We start from the raw sequence: 15741 nt of genomic DNA, 5'->3' as shown, positions 1-15741 counted from the left end.
AGAGGCGTTGACTCTAGCCTAAACTGTCGGCCCCCCGACAATAAGGACGGCCTAAGTTGCGACCCTCCACATCCGATACCGCCCCTGCCCGGTCATCTCGTGGATTAGACCACGCGCTTCCATCCAAGCAAGGTTGCGCTGGACGGCAGCCCGGCTGGCGCCGATCAGGGCCTCGGCCATCGGAGCGGACACGAGCGGCCATTCGGTAAGTACCGCGCACAAGGCCGGGGGCGTGCGGCCGGAAAGCGGGCTCATCTCGGCTTCCGCCCTCGCCGACCATGCCTCGATATCATCGAGGTGACGCATTGCGGTCAGGCATGCGGTCTCCATCCCGTCAAGCCAACGAGACAGACGGTCAGCGGGTGGGCCACCGGAGCGCAATCCCCCTGCCCCGCCCATGGCCAAAGGCACGAAGAGCGCCCCCTTGCCCTCACTGGCCACGATCCGTGCAGCTGTGACCGCCGCTTCCATCCGGTCGCCGTGCTGCCCGAGGCCCGCGAGACTCCAGAGATGGAAGCCCATGCAAGCGCGCGTGATTGGGTGAAGATCGGCGGCTTGCGCCATGAGATCGAGCCAACCGCCCGCGCGATCCGCGAACGGTTCGGCTTCAACGCCGAGGTTCTCGGGGTCGCGGCGGTCGAGGAAGGCGGACAGGTCCACTTCCGGTCCAGGGCCGCCTGTAAGACGCCGCACTGCCCATCCGACACGCGCGAGCGCCGCGGTGTCGTCCTGCACGCCGGACAAACGCATGGATTTCCAGAGCGCCAGCCGATCCGGGCCAATTCGGTCGCCTACAAACCAGCTGAGGTCTGCCGCCTCCATCAGCGCGAGCCTGTGCCGCCAACCTTTCGGGCCACGGCGCAGCCGGTCGTCCAGCGCGCCGATCCGGCCAGCCACACGGGCGAGACGCGCGGCATTGCCCGCCTCTGCCTTCCGCCAATCGTCGAGGACTGCGGTTTCACGAAGCTCTGCCCTAGGTCCGGGCGGTAGATAATCTGGCTCCTCGTCCATCGGACCGGGCAGGAACCACAGGTCGTCCTCAGACGTCTCTTCCAGCCCCTCCGCATCCACAAGAGGATCGTAAAAAATATCATACTGCATAGATACTTGAGTCTTCATGTATGCAAAATACGGCACTTTTGCATTTTACCAAAGTGTTTTGTCAGAGTGCGCCTGCACACCTTATTGTCGCGTTGCCCTTTAATCTGAGACGCGACGCGTTTGGCGACAATTTTTGCCCTTAATTGTGAGATACGGCTGTCATGGGGCCCCTGTTTCTCGCGCACCTTTGCGCGATGTGATCAACCGCGGCAAGCAATCGAGGCTCCTTCTCGAAGGCGCGCAAGAGAGCAACCCTTGCATAGTCGTCGATGCTTTTGCTGACGATGGCTGCCTTAGCCAAGGGATGAGATCGAGCGGCGGCGATTGCGGCGAGGCAGAACAGCCTAACTTCCGATCTGGGGTTCTGGACAGCGAACGACGGATCCCCGCGGAAGGTTTTGAGTGACATGGCAAAGGTGACTGCGCGCATTGCGCGCCGAAGTTGCTTGGGGCCGCGCGAGCGCGCGGCGCACTCAAGCATCTCTGCCCCGCGGCGCGCTCGGTATATCAGTTTTCCAGATATTTGTTCCTCACGGAGTTTGCCAAGGGTCTGCACAAGTCTCGTCCCGCAAACTTGGCAGTCAAATGCCCAGGCCCGCCTCCAATGCCTGAGCGAAAGACCCTCTCTGGCGCATTGCATGCAATGCTGGAATGGCATCTGAGCCGTCAGCGAGGCTTCTCGTGGCGTCATTGCCGGAAAGGTCAAAGATCGAACAACATCTGGGTTAACCCGTGCGGCGTTGGCAATCTTCGCCGCCGCAGCCGCGTCGACGTTGAAGTCCAAGGCGGTGCCATGCGCGGTATCGATTCTGAGATGAGCCAGTAGTTCCGCATCATCACAGTAGTTGGCCGCCGCCAGCCGAGACAACCAACCTGACAACAACTCGTCTGGCAGCGGCGCGACAGTCTTGGGCAGCGGGTGCGGCTTCACACCCGGGACTTCTGGAGCCGCCGATGGGGGTTCGCATGGCGCGACCAAACCGGCGTCCATTTTGCGATTGCGTCATCGGTGATGCATTCCTCGCCTGTGATAATGGCGTCGATGGAAAGATCCTTGACCAGAGCGAAGATGCGCGAGGTCACCCCACCGGTCAGTGCCAAGACCTGCTTGAGAGATTTGACCTTCAGGTTGGACTTCTTTTCCAGTGGCATGGCAGCAATAAGGGTCTGGATCATGTCCGAGAACTCGGCATCGTCGCGCCAGTTTGGCAGATGATGTTCGTCCAGCCGTCGGGCAAGCTGGATATCACCGCGAATAGCATCGACGGCCTCGCTGACCCCAAGGCAGACCAGTGACACCTCGAGTTCATTGCTGAGATACCGCAGGACATTGAGAAATCGGCGCTGTTCGCGGTGGGTCCCGGCCAAGAGATTGTGGACCTCGTCGATCATGATCATCCGCAGGCCAAGGTCGCGTAAGAGCGCGATGACACGGACTTCGAGGGAAGCCACATTTTGAGCGCGGGCGCTAAGAGCCGTCGCCGGGGCGCCGACGGCGGCCAGGATGTGCAGGTAAAACCGCCGTTCATCAGGTGCGGGCGGCGCTTGCAACAGCAGAAGCGGTGTGCGGGTGATGCCCGACGCCGGATCGTATTCTGGTGCGTACTTGCGCGACAGGTTTCGGGCAATCATCGTCTTTCCGATCCCGGAGGCGCCATGCACAAGAAGCCCAGGCATACGGGTTTGTCGTGGCGCTTCGATCATGCCCTGCAAGCGGTCCAACACCTGTTCCGCCCGAGGAAAGCCGATCCAGATATCCGATTGAATGAGGGCGATCCGGCCGTCTTCTTCAGTTGTCCCTGCCCTCAATTCACCATCTCTCCACCTTGAACAATGGGCGCGATGTATCACCCGTATTGATCGGGCGCAGCCCTTCGGTTGTCGAGACGGCCGAGTTCGTGCCCTTCAATGTCCCTTTTCTTTCACGGGTTCTGCGTTCGGCCTTCGTCAGGCCCCGGCTTTCAGCTTCGATCTGGCGTTGCTGTCGGATCAGCTCAGCCAGCACCAGCTCATTAGACCCGGACTTGCCAAGGGCACGGGCCTTCCTCATCGCTTCGCGATATTCCCAGAGCGAGACGGGCGGAATTTCCAGGTTTCTGTACCGCGCCTCAACATACCGGCCATCGTCCAGTTCGACCCAGATCATTGAGATATCGCGAGGATCGTAGCGAACGACCACCTTTCCATCCCCGCGCCCAATGTGGCCTGCAAGGGCATCGGACCAGTACCTTATCTGGAACAGATGGATGCCGTCACGCCTGATCTTGCGCAGTTCTCTCGGCAGGAAGCTCACCTGAAAGGCTTCCATCTCGAAGGGGATGTCGCCTGTCATTTGCTCTGAGAGCGCCTCCCATTTGGCAACGGGCGTGCAGCCAAGACTTGAATGAATGCTGTTGTTGTAACGGCAGATTTCCAGAGCAAACCAGCGATCGAATTCGCTCAACGTCATCGTGGCCTTGCTTTCGGCGTCATAGTCGCCCTTTGCCGCGATCGAGGATTGCGTTGTTCCCGGCAACAGGTGAACGGCCCCCATCATGGTGCCGATCAACCGTTCGATGTGACCACCGAAGTGAGGACTTGCTGGCGGTCGATAGACCAGATCGATCCCCCAATCCGCACAGGCCGACCGAAAGGCGCGCGACCGGAAATCGCGACCGTTATCGACGTGGATGCTGTGCGGTTTGCCCTGTGCCGGCCAAGGAACATCGCACGCCAATTCCGCAAGAAGTTCCTCCTTGAGGGCCACCGCCTGTGTCAGGCAAAGCGCCACTGACAGACGCGAAGGTGCCTCGAGAGAGGTGTAATATCCGGTCACCATCCGCGTTGCGACGTCGATCGCCAGCGTGACCCAAGGCCGCCCAATTGGTTTGCGTTCAAAGCCGTCGACAAGAATGATGTCCGCCGGTGTATGATCAATTTGGACGATCTCCAGTGGCATACTGGCCTTGTTCTCACCTGTGACCGGCGCAAATTTCTGGCGGGCCGCCTTTGCGCCCTCTCGTGCCTTCGCAACTTCGCGGGCATCCATCGCATCCAGACGACGCTGAACCGTTCGCCGTGTCGGCGGTTGCAAGCCCTCCTGCCAGCAAGCGCTGCGGATTTCTGTCACGACGCGCGACAAGCTCGAACGCTCCCGGCGCAAGAAATAGCGGCGAAGGTGCTCCTCGATTACCGCTTCGACTTTGCTGGATATTAACATCGTCCCGGTCGGGCGGCCCCGTTTCCGCGGAGCCAGAGCGCTGGTGCGCCCACCCTCTTCCGCCAACCGTTTTATCCAACGCCAGACCGTCGCCCTGCTGACACCAAGCTCCCAAACGGCGTCATTGATGCCACGTTCCAGGCTGCCAGTCCCATTGAGATATGCCTGAACAAGAGGGCGCAGCACCGCGGCCCTGCGCGCCTCTTCAGCACCAACGGCAACGGAGTCTTCGCCATCATCATTCATCGATATTTGCCGCAAATGTCTGTGAACCCTGTCTCAGGTTTAAGGGCAAAAATATCAGAATTAAAGGCAAAATCTCATATTTAAGGGCAAAGCTCAGCCGTTGATTTCGTTGGATTTCCCATCTCACAATTAAGGGCTACGCGACAAGTGCCATCAATCTCTCGTGGCACGCCTCGAAAGCGGTGAACGCCGGATCGACGTCGTCGAACTGGTCGTTCTGGCGCGCGCCATCGGCTTTGACCCCTTCGAGGTTTTGGCGATCGTCGAAGCCGCCACGGAGCCCGACCACAGGATTTAAGCAATTTCATCAATCGAGAGCACGGGAGCTGACTTCTCCCGTTGTGAATTCGTTACCGCGAGGACGAACAGTAACCGATTTTAACGAGGCCCGGCATATGGTTGCAGCAAACGCTTTGGATCTGAGCTGCTATCCGCAACGCCAATTTGCAGGAAGTCAGTAAACAGTGAACGAAAATGAGGTCGAAGGCGTCGCGATCGCCAATTTGATCGCAGCCGATGAAAAAACCATTGTCGGCTGGGTATATCGCTGGAACACAGGTGCTCTGGCAATCCGGTGGGACATGCATGGCCCACAGCGCGTCTCAAGGATTTACCCGGATCTTAGCGATGCCGATAAAGCTGAAATCGACTTCGCGTCTCTCACGCAGCTGCCCTGTCGCGACGACTGACATGGAAGACTATGGCCTTTATGGCCGTCGATTGTGTGCTTGTGCCTGCGTTACAGGTTTAATCTTTACAAGGCTCTGTGCGACGTCGCGGCGCCTCAACAGTCAGTAATTGACCTGCTCGAAGCCGTAATTCCCGCTATAGTCACGCCACTCCGCGAAGACGGATCTGTGATAAATGCTCGGACAGTGCTCGCCCCATCGCTCGAGACCGGCATGCGCAGCAGGCAGCGCTGCGGGTGACGACGCCCTCCAGGAAAAATCGCCCTGGATCCCGTAGGTGCCGAGGACAACGACGGCACTGCGGTTGCAGTCGCCATCTCGCCCGGATTCGTGCTGGCGAGCATAACGAACGTCAAAGACGCGAATAGAGCGCACGAAATTGAATTCCGGCCCGCTGATATCGATGTCGGCGCGGTCTTCTACGAGCTGGAGGGCGTAATCAGCCCTTACGAGGTTGTCCCAAGCCGCGTTGGAGCCTTTCAGCCCGAGCATTCCGCCTGCCTCGGCTGCCTGATCAAAAAGCGGGGTTGAAGAGTTTGGTGGGGTTCCTGAACCACCATATAGGGCATCGAAGATCCGGTCCGTGGGGCGCGACCTGGCAGGACCATCGTAAGACGCACCCATGGGGCAGCGCCAAATCTGAAGCGGCGGCTCCACCGGCCAAGGTGTGATGCGCCGGATGAACTCGGCCCGCGCGCGTGCGCATGGCACAGAAGCCGGCCAGCCACCGGACAAACACAGCAAGATGGCGCAGTCGATCGGATAGGTTTGGGCGCGGGCTTGCGTGGGAACTGTTGGGCCGGACAAGGCGAGAGCTAAAAAGGCCGCCAGAGCGAGGTTTTTGAATTCGAAACGCATGGCAAGGACCCTTGACAATCTTCACCCAGCATACATACGAAAATATACTATTGCAACATTGATGATGCGTATAACAGTTGCGGTGATCAGCAAGATCGCGAGCTGACAGCGTCGGCTTGCCCACCCTGAGGAAACCATGCGTTCCAGCGATTAGCCTTGATCGCATTGATTGCGATGATTACACTCCTATCAGGAGGAGATCATGGCAAGCATTACCATCCGGAACCTTGACGATGACGTGAAGCGCCGCCTTCGCATCCGTGCGGCTGAGCACGGCCGTTCGATGGAAGAGGAGGCGCGCGAGATCTTGCGCCATGTTGTCGGCGAAGCGAAGCCATCCCACGATCTTGCCGCGGCCATCCGCGAGCGGGTCGCGCCTCTGGGTGGCGTTGATCTCGACCTTCCGCAGCGTGAAGCCATGCGTGAACCGCCCGCGTTCGACCAGGCCTGACGCATGATCATCCTCGACACGAATGTCCTCTCTGAGCTGTTGCGCCCGGCTCCCGAGCCGAGGGTCGAGCAATGGCTGTCGGCGCAGGACGGGCTCAACGTCTACCTGACCTCGATATCGGAAGCGGAACTGCGCTACGGCCTCGCGATCATGGGGAACGGCAAGCGGCGCGCCGCGCTGGTTGATGCAGTGGACAGCATCCTGCGTGAGGACCTTGCGGGGCGCATTCTGCCTTTCGACAGCGCCGCCGCGCAGTCCTATGCCGCCATCTCCGCCGCACGACGGTCCGCCGGGCGACCGATCACCCAGGCCGATTGCCAGATTGCCTCAATTGCCCACACCCGTGGTGCCTCCGTCGCCACGCGCAACACGCCTGACTTCGAGGGTTGCGAGATCGACCTGATCAACCCCTGGACTACCGCATGAACGCCGTTGAGATTGAACAAGCCGTTTCCGAACTCGCCGAGCAGCCCTTTGATGCGGCAGAGTTCCCCTATGCCTTCCTCATGGCCTTCGGAAACAAGGAGACGACAATCAAGCGCCTGCGCACCGGCGCATCGAACAAGTCCGACATCGGCGGCGTCCTGCAGACCAACAACATCCACCTTGCGACCTGCGTCCCGGGCGAAATCGCGGCAACCCTCGCCGCCCTGCGCGAAAGCCCTGCCACCTCCCGCGCCAAGGCGAAGTTCATCCTCGCCACTGACGGCATCGACCTCGAGGCCGAGGACATCACCACCGGCGAGACCATCGCCTGCCGCTACACCGATTTCCCCGATCACTTCGGCTTCTTCCTGCCGCTCGCCGGCATCTCTACCGTCAAGCAGATCCGCGAAAGTGCGTTTGACATCCGCGCCACCAGCCGCCTCAACCGGCTCTATGTCGAGCTGATCAAGGACAACCCCGACTGGGGCAGCGCCGAAAAACGCCACGACATGAACCATTTCATGGCGCGGCTGATCTTCTGCTTCTTCGCCGAAGACACCGACATCTTCGTCAGCGACAACCTGTTCACCGCCACCATCGACCAGATGGCGAACCGCGACGGGTCGAACACGCACGAAGTCATCGGCGAGATCTTCCGTGCGATGAACACCGCCATCCCCAAACGGGCCGAGGCCAAGCTGCCCCGCTGGGCCGACACCTTTCCCTATGTGAACGGTGGCCTCTTCTCGGGCAGCACCGATGTGCCGCGCTTTTCCAAGATCGCGCAGCGCTACCTGTCCCATATCGGCAGCCTCGACTGGACACAGATCAACCCCGATATTTTCGGCTCGATGATCCAGGCCGTCGCGGATGAGGTGGAACGCTCGGTCCTCGGCATGCACTACACGTCCGTGCCGAACATTCTGAAGGTGCTGAACCCGCTCTTCCTAGATGATCTGCGGGCAGAACTGGAGGCGGCGGGCGACAACGCCCGCAAGCTGGCCAATCTGCGCGCCCGCATGGCCAAGATCCGCGTGTTCGACCCCGCCTGCGGGTCGGGCAACTTCCTTGTGATCGCCTACAAGGAAATGCGCGCGATCGAGTATGAGATCAACAAGCGCCGGGGCGAGCCGCTGCGCCGCACCGACATTCCCCTGACCAACTATCGCGGGATCGAACTACGCGACTTCTCGGCCGAGATCGCGCGGCTGGCGCTGATCATCGCGGAATATCAATGCGACGTGACCTATCGCGGCCAGAAAGAGGCGTTGGCCGAGTTCCTGCCGCTAGACGCGCAGAACTGGATCACCTGTGGCAACGCCCTGCGGCTGGACTGGCTGTCGGTCTGCCCGCCCACGGGGACGGGGGTGAAGTTTCAAGCGGATGACTTGTTCATGTCGCCGCTGGATCAGGCGCAGATCGATTTCGCGAATGAAGGAGGCGAGACGTATGTTTGCGGAAACCCGCCTTATGTCGGCGACAAATATCAGACCAAGGAGCAAAAGGACGATCTGAACGCGCTGCTACCAGGAAACAAAAAAGTACGTGCAATTGACTACATCGCGGGTTGGTTCTGGAAGGCATCGGACTTCATCAAGTATGGCGGCTGTTTCGCGTTTGTTTCTACAAACTCGATTTGCCAAGGTGTCCAAGTTCCGTTGATCTGGCCCCGAATTTTTCAGAACGGACAAGAAATATTTTTCGGACATCAGAACTTTCTTTGGGGCAATAATGCGAGCAAGAATGCTCAGGTCACCTGTGTGATCGTTGGGATCGCCGCTGTTGGTGAACGGTCCAAAGCTATTTATGGAGCTGACTTCATGAAGTCAGTCGAAGCCATAAATGCATACCTCACCGAAGGGGCCAATATTATTGTTGAACGTGCCTCTGAACCAATTGCAGAGATAGCGACAATGTTCGGCGGCAACATACCGCGGGATCAGGGCAACCTGTTACTGTCGCCTGACGAAGCGAACGATCTCTTGGAAGGTTTCCCTCAGGCATCTCCTCTCGTGAAGCCAATTGTAGGATCGAGCGAGTTCATCAATGGGCAACAAAGATATTGTCTTTGGATTGAAGATCACCAAGCAGAACTTGCATTCTCAATACCTCCGATTGCGGAACGTTTGGAGCGCATTCGAATCTACCGACAGGGTGGGAGCGAGCGCGGCAAAGCGGGCTTGCTGACGCCGTACAAGTTCGAGCGAACAATCATTGGAGAAGTAAATTCCATCGTCGTTCCAAGCGTATCCTCTGAACGTCGAGAATACCTGCCGTGTGGCTTGATGCCCAGTGACGTTCGCGTATCCAATCTCGCTCTCGCATTATACGATGCCCCGCTCTGGAACATGGCGCTGATCGCCTCGCGCCTGCATCTGGTCTGGATCGCCACGGTTTGCGGGAAGCTGGAAACTCGATATCGCTACTCTAACACCATGGGCTGGAACACCTTCCCCGTCCCGAAACTGACCGAAAAGAACCGCGCCGACCTGACAGCGGCGGCCGAAGGTATCCTTCTGGCCCGCGAGGCGCATTTCCCCGCCACCATCGCCGACCTCTACGACCCCGAAAAAATGCCCGCCAACCTCCGCGCAGCGCATGACCACAACGACGAGGTGCTGGAACGCATCTACATCGGCCGCCGTTTCCGCAACGACACCGAACGGCTGGAAAAACTGTTCGAGATGTACACGAAGATGACGACGAAGGTGAGCGCATGAGCGACTTTAACAGCATGACGTTGATGGCAGCGGGCGAGATGATTGCTGAAATGTCGACACAAACCGCTTTCTCGTCTCTCACCCTAGGGTGGGGTGTTGACGAATTCTGTGGTTCTGGATCGGTAGCATCGAAGGCCATTGAAATGGTTCGGTTCGCAAGAAGCAGTATGGGGGGACGTTCTGTTCCGACGGTCAACGGAAACTGTGACCTAAGCAGAGCCATGATTGAGCATGCAATTACGGCATCCGAGCAAAGCAAGCGCAACAAGCCAGATGTCTGGTTGCGTCTTCTTGCTGGTCTGAAAATGGATGGCTTCACACTTGTGGAAGAGGAGGTTCCAGACCCAATGGGCAGATCTTCCATTTTCGATGACGCTCCAAGGGTCATTACACAGACTGTTCTCAGGCGGATGCTGCCTGAGGATGTACCTGAGACAGATTTTCGAGAGGCGACCAGCGAAATTGAGGCCTTACTTGGTCGGCACGGGTTGGGCGCCGCCAAGGGGCATTTGGATCAAGCGATTCAGAACTTTTCGCAAGGGAACTGGTCTTCCGCCAACGCGATGATCAGAGATTTCTATCAGGAACTGCTGGACAAAATTGCGGAGTATTTTGGATGTGATCCTAAGGTTAGCGATGACGCAAAGAGGCAATATCTTGCAGATACAAAATCGGGACCGTTCCTACTTCACGAATACAATGAGTGGGAGAACGACAGAGGCAAACCTGCGTACGTATTGGGGTTGTGGGCAAGATTGCATCCGCACGGCAGCCATCCGGGCCTGTCAGATGAAGAAGATTGTGCTTTTCGGTTTCAAATAATCCTGATCACAGCCCGCATATTTTTAAGACGTTTTGATAAGCGGGTGAGAGGTCAATGATCAAAGGTTTTCCCTCCATTTCGATTATTTATGCCACCAACGGTAGCCCGGCCAAGCCGAACGACCTGGGCCGGCGAGCAATACAGGAATGCCCCTACGACAAACGCTACCCAGGCGTGGTGGGTCAGAAAGTGGACACACTATGACCCTTGACCCTGTCATGAGCGCGGAACGCACCCGCAGGTTGGTGGACGATCTGCGTGCCAAACCAGCGGAAACCACATGGATCGAGTTCAAGGAAAACAATGCCGACGGGCCGTTGATCGGCAAGCTGATCTCTGCCTTGTCCAATGCTGCACGGCTGGCCGATCAGCACTATGCCTATGTGGTCTGGGGGGTGCGAGACGGCGATCATGCGGTTGTCGGCACGAGTTTCGAGCCGACCGTGAAAAAGGAGAAGGGGCAGCCGCTCGAACTGTGGGTGGCCAACCACCTCCAGCCGGGCATCGAGTTCCGGTTCGAAGAGGTCGATCATGACGGGCAGCGCCTGATCCTGCTGACTATCCCCGCCGCCGCAACCGCTCCGGTAGAGTTTGACCGGACCGCCTATTTGCGCATCGGCAGTGCCACGCCGCGCCTGTCCGACCATCCGGAACGCCTGCGTGCCCTCTGGAGCAAGTTGCAGCCCTACGCTTGGGAGACAGGCGTCGCGGCGCAGTTCCTGTCCGGCGACGACGTTCTTGCGCGGCTGAATTACGCCAACTACTTCGATCTTACGGGCCAGCCCTTGCCGGATAACAGGCAGGGGATCTTCGACAAGCTATTGGCAGATCGTCTGATCCAGAAAGATGTAAGCGACCGCTGGAACATTACCAATCTGGGCGCAATCCTGTATGCCAAGAAACTTTCCGATTTCGGCCCCTCTGTAGAGCGCAAAGGGGTTCGTTTCGTGGCCTATGCTGGCACCGGACGTGCAGATGACGTGAGCCACCGCCAGGACGGCCAGCGCGGCTATGCAGCGGGATTTCAGGGGCTGGTGGATTACATCGACGGCCTTCTGCCCCGCAACGAATTGATTGGTAAAGCATTCCGCGAGGAGCGTCCGCTCTACCCGTCGATAGCGATCCGCGAATTGATCGCCAACGCATTGATCCACCAGGACATGACGATCACCGGTGCCGGTCCACTCATCGAGTTATTCAGCGATCGCATGGAGATCACGAACCCGGGCGCCCCCTTGGTTAGCCCCGACCGGTTTTTGGACTCGCCCCCGCGTTCCCGAAATGAAGCTCTTGCTTCCTTGATGCGGCGCATGAAACTTTGCGAAGAACAAGGCACCGGCATCGACAAGGTGATCTCGGCGGTTGAGCTACACCAGTTGCCCCCACCGGATTTCCGCATGGAGGGAGACGCCGTGCGCGTGGTTCTGTTTGCACCACGCCGCTTTGCGGACATGACACCGGAAGAAGCCGTGCGAGCGTGTTACCAACATGCCGCGCTCAAATACGTAGGCGGTCAGAAGATGACGAACGCGACACTTCGGGAGCGGCTCGGCATCGACGACCAGAACGCTGCGCAGGCGTCGCGGGTTATTCGCGCAACGCTGGATGCTGGTCTGATCCGTCCTGCGGATGCTGAACGCCCTCGTGCTGGCTATGTCCCCTCATGGGCGTGACAGGGATAACATTTGATCGGGTTTTGATTGTGCGTATGTGGGCTAGAGGGCGTAAATTGGAAAATACATATAAATCATACTGTTACGATAGGCGTGGTGCGGTATCGCTACTTGATCGGGTTTTGATTGCCTGCCCTAAAGCGAATGATTCTGCGCCCCTCAGAAGGAAAACATCATGACAAAGCAAGTTCCTTCCGTCTCTGTCAATTACGCGGCCAATGGAAGCTCGACCAAATCGAACGAGCTTGGCATGCGCGAAATGCAAGAGGGTGCCTATGAGAAGCGGGGCGAGCAATACCTGCTGATCAAGTCGCCGCCGGCATCTGGCAAAAGCCGCGCGCTCATGTTCATAGCACTCGACAAGCTATACAACCAGGGCCTGCGTCAGGCCATCGTCGTGGTGCCAGAAAAATCCATCGGGTCCAGCTTCAACGACGAGCCACTGAGCAAGTACGGCTTCTGGGCAGACTGGACCGTGCAACCGCGATGGAACCTGTGCAACGCTCCCGGCGGGGATGATGGCAAAGTGGGCGCTGTCGGCAAGTTCTTGGCGAGCGACGACAAGGTTCTGGTCTGCACCCACGCGACCTTTCGGTTCGCCGTGGACAAGTTCGGGATTGAAGCGTTTGACGATCGGCTCATCGCGGTAGACGAGTTTCACCACGTCTCTGCCAACCCTGATAATAAGCTGGGCACGCATCTGGGCGCCCTTGTCGCGCGCGACAAGGTGCATCTGGTTGCGATGACCGGGTCCTATTTCCGCGGCGATGCCGAAGCCGTTCTGTCGCCCGAAGATGAGGCAAAGTTCGATACCTTCACCTATACCTACTATCAGCAATTGAATGGCTACAAATACCTCAAGACGCTTGACATCGGTTATTTCTTCTATTCCGGGTCCTATGCGGACGACATTCTCAAGGTTTTGGATCCGACCGAGAAGACGATCCTTCACATCCCGAACGTGAACTCGCGCGAAAGCACCAAGGACAAGCATCGCGAGGTCGAGCATATCATTGACGCCCTGGGCGATTGGCAGGGAGCGGATCCCATCACAGGCTTTCAGCTGGTCAAGACGCCCGAGGAGCGGGTGCTGCGCATCGCCGATCTGGTCGATGATGAACCGGCCAAGCGGGACAAGGTGTCCAACGCACTGAAGGACCCTGCGCATAAGAACAACCGCGACCATGTCGACATCATCATCGCCCTCGGGATGGCGAAAGAAGGGTTTGACTGGATCTGGTGCGAACACGCCCTGACGGTGGGTTATCGCGCCAGCCTGACGGAGATCGTGCAGATCATCGGCCGTGCCACCCGCGATGCCGAGGGCAAGATGCGCGCGCGCTTCACCAACCTTATCGCGGAGCCCGACGCCGCGGCCGAAGCCGTGACCGAGGCAGTCAACGATACACTGAAAGCGATCGCAGCGAGCCTGCTGATGGAACAGGTGCTGGCCCCGCGTTTCAACTTCACACCCAAGACCGTGAAAAGTGGCCCTGTCGAAGGGTTTGATTACGGTGAGGGCGGCTATGATCCCAACAAGGAAAACGTCGGCTTCGACGAGGCCAGCGGGCAGTTCCAGATCGAAATCAAAGGCCTGGTCGAACCCAAGAGCAAGGAAGCCAAGCGCATCTGCCAAGAGGACCTCAATGAGGTCATCACAGCTTTCGTTCAGGACAAGACTACGATCGAACGGGGTCTCTTCGACGAAGAGCTGGTGCCGGAGGAACTGACGCAGGTCCGCATGGGCAAGATTGTCGGTGCTAGGTTCCCAGAGCTAGATGCAGAGGATCAGGAAGCGGTGCGCCAACACGCAGTTGCTGCGCTGAACCTGACCCAAAAGGCAAAAGAGATCGCGCTGTCGAACCGCGATGACACAGAAACAACCGGCAATACCGCCTTGATCGACGGGGTGCGCAAATTCGCAATGGACGTGCGCGAACTCGACATCGACCTGATTGATCGCATCAACCCGTTCGGCGAAGCCTACTCGATTCTGGCAAAGACTATGAGCGAGGAAAGCCTTCGGCAGGTCCAGGCCGTCATCTCGGCGAAAAAAGTGCAACTGTCACCGGATGAGGCGCGCGATCTTGCGAAGCGAGCCGTCAAGTTCAAGCAAGAGCGAGGCCGCCTGCCGTCGATTACTTCACCGGACCCGTGGGAAAAGAAAATGGCCGAAGGTGTGGCTTATCTCGCGCGCATGAAGCAGGAAGCTGCCAATGGCTAAGAGTTTCACCGACGAAGATGATGCCCTCCTTGCTGAGCTTGGCGTCGAGGTCGAAGTCAAGAAGCAGCTCAGCCGCACACCACGCGAAGAACGCATCGTCGCAGGTTTTGAGGAAATCTCGCGATTTGCAGAGGAGCATGGCCAGCCTCCCCAACACGGGGAGGATCTTGATATCTTTGAACGCCTCTACGCCGTGCGTCTTGATCGGATCCGCGACTTGCAGGAGTGCCGCGATCTCCTTGCCCCACTGGACGAGCAAGGTCTTCTTGCAGAAACCTTTGCGGCCTCAACGTCGGGCGCCGAAGATCTAGAAGACGATGCCCTGCTCGCTGAGTTGGGCGTAGAAGTAGCCAAGTCACCACTCACAGAATTGAAGCATGTCCGCTCTACAGCCGAGAAAAAGGCCGCCGACGAGGTCGCCAATCGCGAAAAATGCGAAGATTTTTCGAAGTTCAAGCCATTGTTCGAGATGGTCCAGAAAGAACTGCATAGCGGTTTGCGGGAGACCCGCCCTTTCGAGATGAAAGCCGAGATTGAGAAGGGCCGCTTTTTCATCGTCGGCGGTCAGAAAGCCTATGTTACTGAAAAGGGTGAGACCATCACGAATGAGCAAGGTCGTACCGATGCTCGTCTGCGGGTGATTTTTGACAACGGCACCGAGAGCAACATGCTGATGCGCTCGCTCCAGCGCGCGTTGAACAAGGACGGCGCGGGACGCCGAATCACTGACCCATCGGCAGGCCCACTTTTTTCGGACCAGACAATCGATGGTGATGAGGCGAGCGGGATCATTTATGTGCTTCGCAGCAAATCCGATCATCCACTCGTCACGGAAAACCGGGAACTGGTGCACAAGATCGGCGTTACCAATATGAGCGTCGAGAAGCGGATCGCCGGCGCGCAGTTGCAGCCGACGTTTCTGATGGCGAATGTCGAGGTGGTCGCGACATACGAGCTCTACAACATCAATCGGTCCAAGTTGGAGAACCTGATCCACCGCATTTTCGAACCTGCACGGCTCGAGATCGAGATCATGGATCGCTTTGGAAGGCCTGTGGTCCCGCGAGAATGGTTCCTCGTTCCTCTCTTTGTAATCAACGACGCTGTCGAAAAGATCAGGGACGGCACAATAACGGGCTATCACTATGATCCCCGCGCTGCCGGACTCAAACGGATTTCGGGGGAGATGCCGCAATAGATGCTGCGTGACACTCTATGGCACCTCGACCAGCGGGATGCATGGATCGGAGAAGGATTGCGCTTGAACTCGCGGAATATGGTCGAGCGCCATCACGTTCACCGGCACCCCAGCGTACCGCCAACCTTCTATC

At 58.2% G+C, this 15741-nt stretch carries 13 protein-coding genes and 1 pseudogene; 9 read left to right on the top strand and 5 right to left on the bottom strand.

Features of this window, described 5'->3' with window-relative positions:
* Positions 1 to 51: 51 nt before the first annotated feature.
* From PVW51_RS16315 to PVW51_RS16300, 4 genes are all read right to left on the bottom strand, one after another.
* The gene (locus tag PVW51_RS16315) at positions 52 to 1101 is read right to left on the bottom strand and encodes a hypothetical protein (RefSeq protein WP_274576073.1); all 1050 of its coding nucleotides are present in this window, start codon (positions 1099 to 1101) and stop codon (positions 52 to 54) included.
* Between the two features lie 139 nt (positions 1102 to 1240).
* A complete protein-coding gene (locus tag PVW51_RS16310) occupies positions 1241 to 2032 on the bottom strand; it encodes a TniQ family protein (protein ID WP_038147409.1) in 792 nt (263 codons plus the stop codon).
* Positions 2029 to 2910 (bottom strand): TniB family NTP-binding protein, encoded by an 882-nt coding sequence (locus PVW51_RS16305; protein ID WP_038147410.1) that lies wholly within the window; start codon positions 2908 to 2910, stop codon positions 2029 to 2031. Before PVW51_RS16305 ends, PVW51_RS16310 begins: the two co-directional genes overlap by 4 nt.
* A gap of 1 nt (position 2911) precedes the next feature.
* Complete coding sequence (locus tag PVW51_RS16300) at positions 2912 to 4546, bottom strand: Mu transposase C-terminal domain-containing protein (RefSeq protein ID WP_274576066.1); 1635 nt, start codon at positions 4544 to 4546, stop codon at positions 2912 to 2914.
* Between the two features lie 145 nt (positions 4547 to 4691).
* On the opposite strand from PVW51_RS16300, the pseudogene PVW51_RS16295 reads away from it, so the two are divergent.
* Positions 4692 to 4844 (top strand): annotated as a pseudogene (locus PVW51_RS16295) (helix-turn-helix domain-containing protein); the annotation flags it as partial.
* Positions 4845 to 5010: 166 nt separating this feature from the next.
* Positions 5011 to 5235 (top strand): hypothetical protein, encoded by a 225-nt coding sequence (locus PVW51_RS16290; protein WP_074647017.1) that lies wholly within the window; start codon positions 5011 to 5013, stop codon positions 5233 to 5235.
* Positions 5236 to 5337: 102 nt separating this feature from the next.
* On the opposite strand, the gene PVW51_RS16285 is transcribed toward PVW51_RS16290, so the two are convergent.
* Entirely contained in the window at positions 5338 to 6093 is a 756-nt protein-coding gene (locus tag PVW51_RS16285) for a hypothetical protein (RefSeq protein WP_229678647.1), read from the bottom strand.
* A gap of 202 nt (positions 6094 to 6295) precedes the next feature.
* Between PVW51_RS16285 and PVW51_RS16280 the strand changes: the two genes are divergently transcribed.
* From PVW51_RS16280 to PVW51_RS16250, 7 genes are all read left to right on the top strand, one after another.
* The gene (locus PVW51_RS16280) at positions 6296 to 6544 is read left to right on the top strand and encodes a FitA-like ribbon-helix-helix domain-containing protein (protein WP_064223258.1); all 249 of its coding nucleotides are present in this window, start codon (positions 6296 to 6298) and stop codon (positions 6542 to 6544) included.
* Between the two features lie 3 nt (positions 6545 to 6547).
* Positions 6548 to 6970 carry a type II toxin-antitoxin system VapC family toxin gene (locus PVW51_RS16275; RefSeq protein WP_074647016.1) on the top strand — a complete coding sequence of 141 codons (423 nt, stop codon included), beginning with the start codon at positions 6548 to 6550 and terminating at the stop codon, positions 6968 to 6970.
* The gene (locus PVW51_RS16270; RefSeq protein WP_074647014.1) at positions 6967 to 9690 is read left to right on the top strand and encodes a class I SAM-dependent DNA methyltransferase; all 2724 of its coding nucleotides are present in this window, start codon (positions 6967 to 6969) and stop codon (positions 9688 to 9690) included. The genes PVW51_RS16275 and PVW51_RS16270 overlap by 4 nt, the downstream gene beginning before the upstream one ends.
* Positions 9687 to 10571, top strand: coding sequence for a hypothetical protein (locus PVW51_RS16265; RefSeq protein WP_064223261.1), 885 nt, complete (start codon positions 9687 to 9689; stop codon positions 10569 to 10571). Before PVW51_RS16270 ends, PVW51_RS16265 begins: the two co-directional genes overlap by 4 nt.
* Positions 10572 to 10713: 142 nt before the next feature.
* Complete coding sequence (locus PVW51_RS16260) at positions 10714 to 12186, top strand: ATP-binding protein (RefSeq protein ID WP_083351912.1); 1473 nt, start codon at positions 10714 to 10716, stop codon at positions 12184 to 12186.
* A gap of 250 nt (positions 12187 to 12436) precedes the next feature.
* Positions 12437 to 14410, top strand: a complete 1974-nt coding sequence (locus tag PVW51_RS16255; RefSeq protein ID WP_274576060.1) for a pseudomurein-binding repeat-containing protein — start codon at positions 12437 to 12439, stop codon at positions 14408 to 14410.
* Positions 14403 to 15608, top strand: a complete 1206-nt coding sequence (locus tag PVW51_RS16250) for a GIY-YIG nuclease family protein (RefSeq protein WP_274576059.1) — start codon at positions 14403 to 14405, stop codon at positions 15606 to 15608. The genes PVW51_RS16255 and PVW51_RS16250 overlap by 8 nt, the downstream gene beginning before the upstream one ends.
* The last annotated feature ends 133 nt before the right edge of the window (positions 15609 to 15741 follow it).

The organism is Sulfitobacter sp. PR48 (genome assembly GCF_028807335.1).
Classification (GTDB): Bacteria; Pseudomonadota; Alphaproteobacteria; order Rhodobacterales; family Rhodobacteraceae; genus Sulfitobacter.
The sequence above is the reverse complement of the archived record's forward strand: the minus strand, read 5'-3'. Positions and strand labels throughout refer to the sequence as shown.

Excerpts from the sequence above, each read along its gene's own strand:
- PVW51_RS16275 (WP_074647016.1), top strand. The coding sequence starts at position 6,548 with ATGATCATCCTCGACACGAATGTCCTCTCTGAGCTGTTGCGCCCGGCT.
- PVW51_RS16285 (WP_229678647.1), bottom strand. The coding sequence starts at position 6,093 with ATGCGTTTCGAATTCAAAAACCTCGCTCTGGCGGCCTTTTTAGCTCTC.
- PVW51_RS16250 (WP_274576059.1), top strand. The coding sequence starts at position 14,403 with ATGGCTAAGAGTTTCACCGACGAAGATGATGCCCTCCTTGCTGAGCTT.
- PVW51_RS16265 (WP_064223261.1), top strand. The coding sequence starts at position 9,687 with ATGAGCGACTTTAACAGCATGACGTTGATGGCAGCGGGCGAGATGATT.
- PVW51_RS16315 (WP_274576073.1), bottom strand. The coding sequence starts at position 1,101 with ATGCAGTATGATATTTTTTACGATCCTCTTGTGGATGCGGAGGGGCTG.
- PVW51_RS16260 (WP_083351912.1), top strand. The coding sequence starts at position 10,714 with ATGACCCTTGACCCTGTCATGAGCGCGGAACGCACCCGCAGGTTGGTG.
- PVW51_RS16270 (WP_074647014.1), top strand. The coding sequence starts at position 6,967 with ATGAACGCCGTTGAGATTGAACAAGCCGTTTCCGAACTCGCCGAGCAG.
- PVW51_RS16280 (WP_064223258.1), top strand. The coding sequence starts at position 6,296 with ATGGCAAGCATTACCATCCGGAACCTTGACGATGACGTGAAGCGCCGC.
- PVW51_RS16255 (WP_274576060.1), top strand. The coding sequence starts at position 12,437 with ATGCGCGAAATGCAAGAGGGTGCCTATGAGAAGCGGGGCGAGCAATAC.
- PVW51_RS16300 (WP_274576066.1), bottom strand. The coding sequence starts at position 4,546 with ATGAATGATGATGGCGAAGACTCCGTTGCCGTTGGTGCTGAAGAGGCG.